At 25.5% G+C, this 1,493-nt stretch carries 1 protein-coding gene; it reads left to right on the top strand.

Annotated features, from left to right (window positions below; translation table 11 throughout):
• Positions 1–201 precede the first annotated feature (201 nt).
• On the top strand, positions 202–1,493 hold a 1,292-nt coding region (locus tag I6U48_RS29365; RefSeq protein ID WP_218324057.1), incomplete at its 3' end, for an AAA family ATPase.

Raw genomic sequence — 1,493 nt, forward strand, 5'->3', positions numbered from 1 at the left:
ATAAGATGTTATGCTGATGAGTTAATATTTTACCAGTTGAAATTTAAATTGAAGTACTCTTAAAGACTTGAAATATAAGACTTTAGGGTGCTTTTTCTATTGTGCTTAAAAAAATAAAAAATTAGCAGTAGCATTTGTTTTTATAAATGTTTAAATTATATTATTTATGTTAAAATAGCTATTAGGGAAGGAAGTGATTAGGTGAAAAAAATTCCTATAGGTATAAGCGATTTTAAAAAGTTAGTAAGTGAAGAGTACTATTTTGTTGATAAAAGTTTATTAATAAAAGAAGTTTTAGAAGATGGTAGTGAAGTTATATTATTGCCAAGACCGAGACGTTTTGGGAAAACTATAAATATGAGTATGCTTAAATATTTCTTTGAGAAAACTGATGAGGATAACAGTTTTCTTTTTAAAGATTTAAATATATATAAATATAAAGCTATTATGGGGAAGCAAGGAAAGTATCCAGTTATTCATCTCACCTTTAAAGATGAAAAATATTCAAAATGGGAAGATTGTGAAAAAGGAATAAAAATACTTATTGGTGATTTGTATAGAAGATATGATTTTATTTTAAAAAATGATATTTTAGATGAAGGTCAAAAGAAAAAGTATAACAATATTATAAATGGAGAAGCGAGTTTAGTTGAATATTATAAGAGTTTAAAGGATTTAAGTATTTATTTAAGTGTTTATTATAGGTGTAAAACTGTAATATTAATAGACGAATATGATGTACCAATACAAAGTGGATATATAAATAATTATTATAATAATGTTATTGAATTTATGAGAAATTTTTTAAGTGCTGCTCTTAAAGATAATGAGTATTTAGAAAAAGGAATTCTTACAGGAATACTTAGGGTTGCAAAGGAAAGCATATTTTCAGGTCTAAATAATTTAATTGTATATAGCATTCTAAGAAATAAATACAGTAGTTATTTTGGATTTTCTGAAATGGAAATAGAAGAGCTTTTCAAATATTATAAGGTGGAATTTAAATTAGATGAAGTAAAAAGCTGGTATAATGGCTATGTATTTGGTGAGAACGTAATATATAATCCATGGTCTATTTTAAATTATGTTAATAACTGGGAAGAGGGCCTTCAGCCTTATTGGATAAACACCAGTAGTAATGACTTAGTGAAAAAACTTATCACAAAAGGTGGGCAGCAGCTTAAAAGTGAGCTGGAAGATTTGATTCAAAATAAAATTATAAGTAAAGAAATAAATGAAAACATTGAAATGAAGGAAATAGATAAAAGTACAGAAAATGTATGGAGTTTTCTTCTTCTCAGTGGATATTTAAAAATAGTAAAGAAAAACAGAAAAGCTGATGGAAGACTTATGTGTGATTTAGCTGTACCAAACCTAGAAGTTAAGTATTTATATAATGAAATAATAATGAGTTGGTTTAAAGAAACTTTAAATAATGATCGTTTTAACTTTATGCTAGAAAGTCTTACAAAAGGTGATATAAAAACTTTTGG

This window comes from Clostridium thailandense (assembly GCF_019207025.1).
In the GTDB taxonomy this organism is placed as follows: Bacteria; Bacillota; Clostridia; order Clostridiales; family Clostridiaceae; genus Clostridium_AM; species Clostridium_AM thailandense.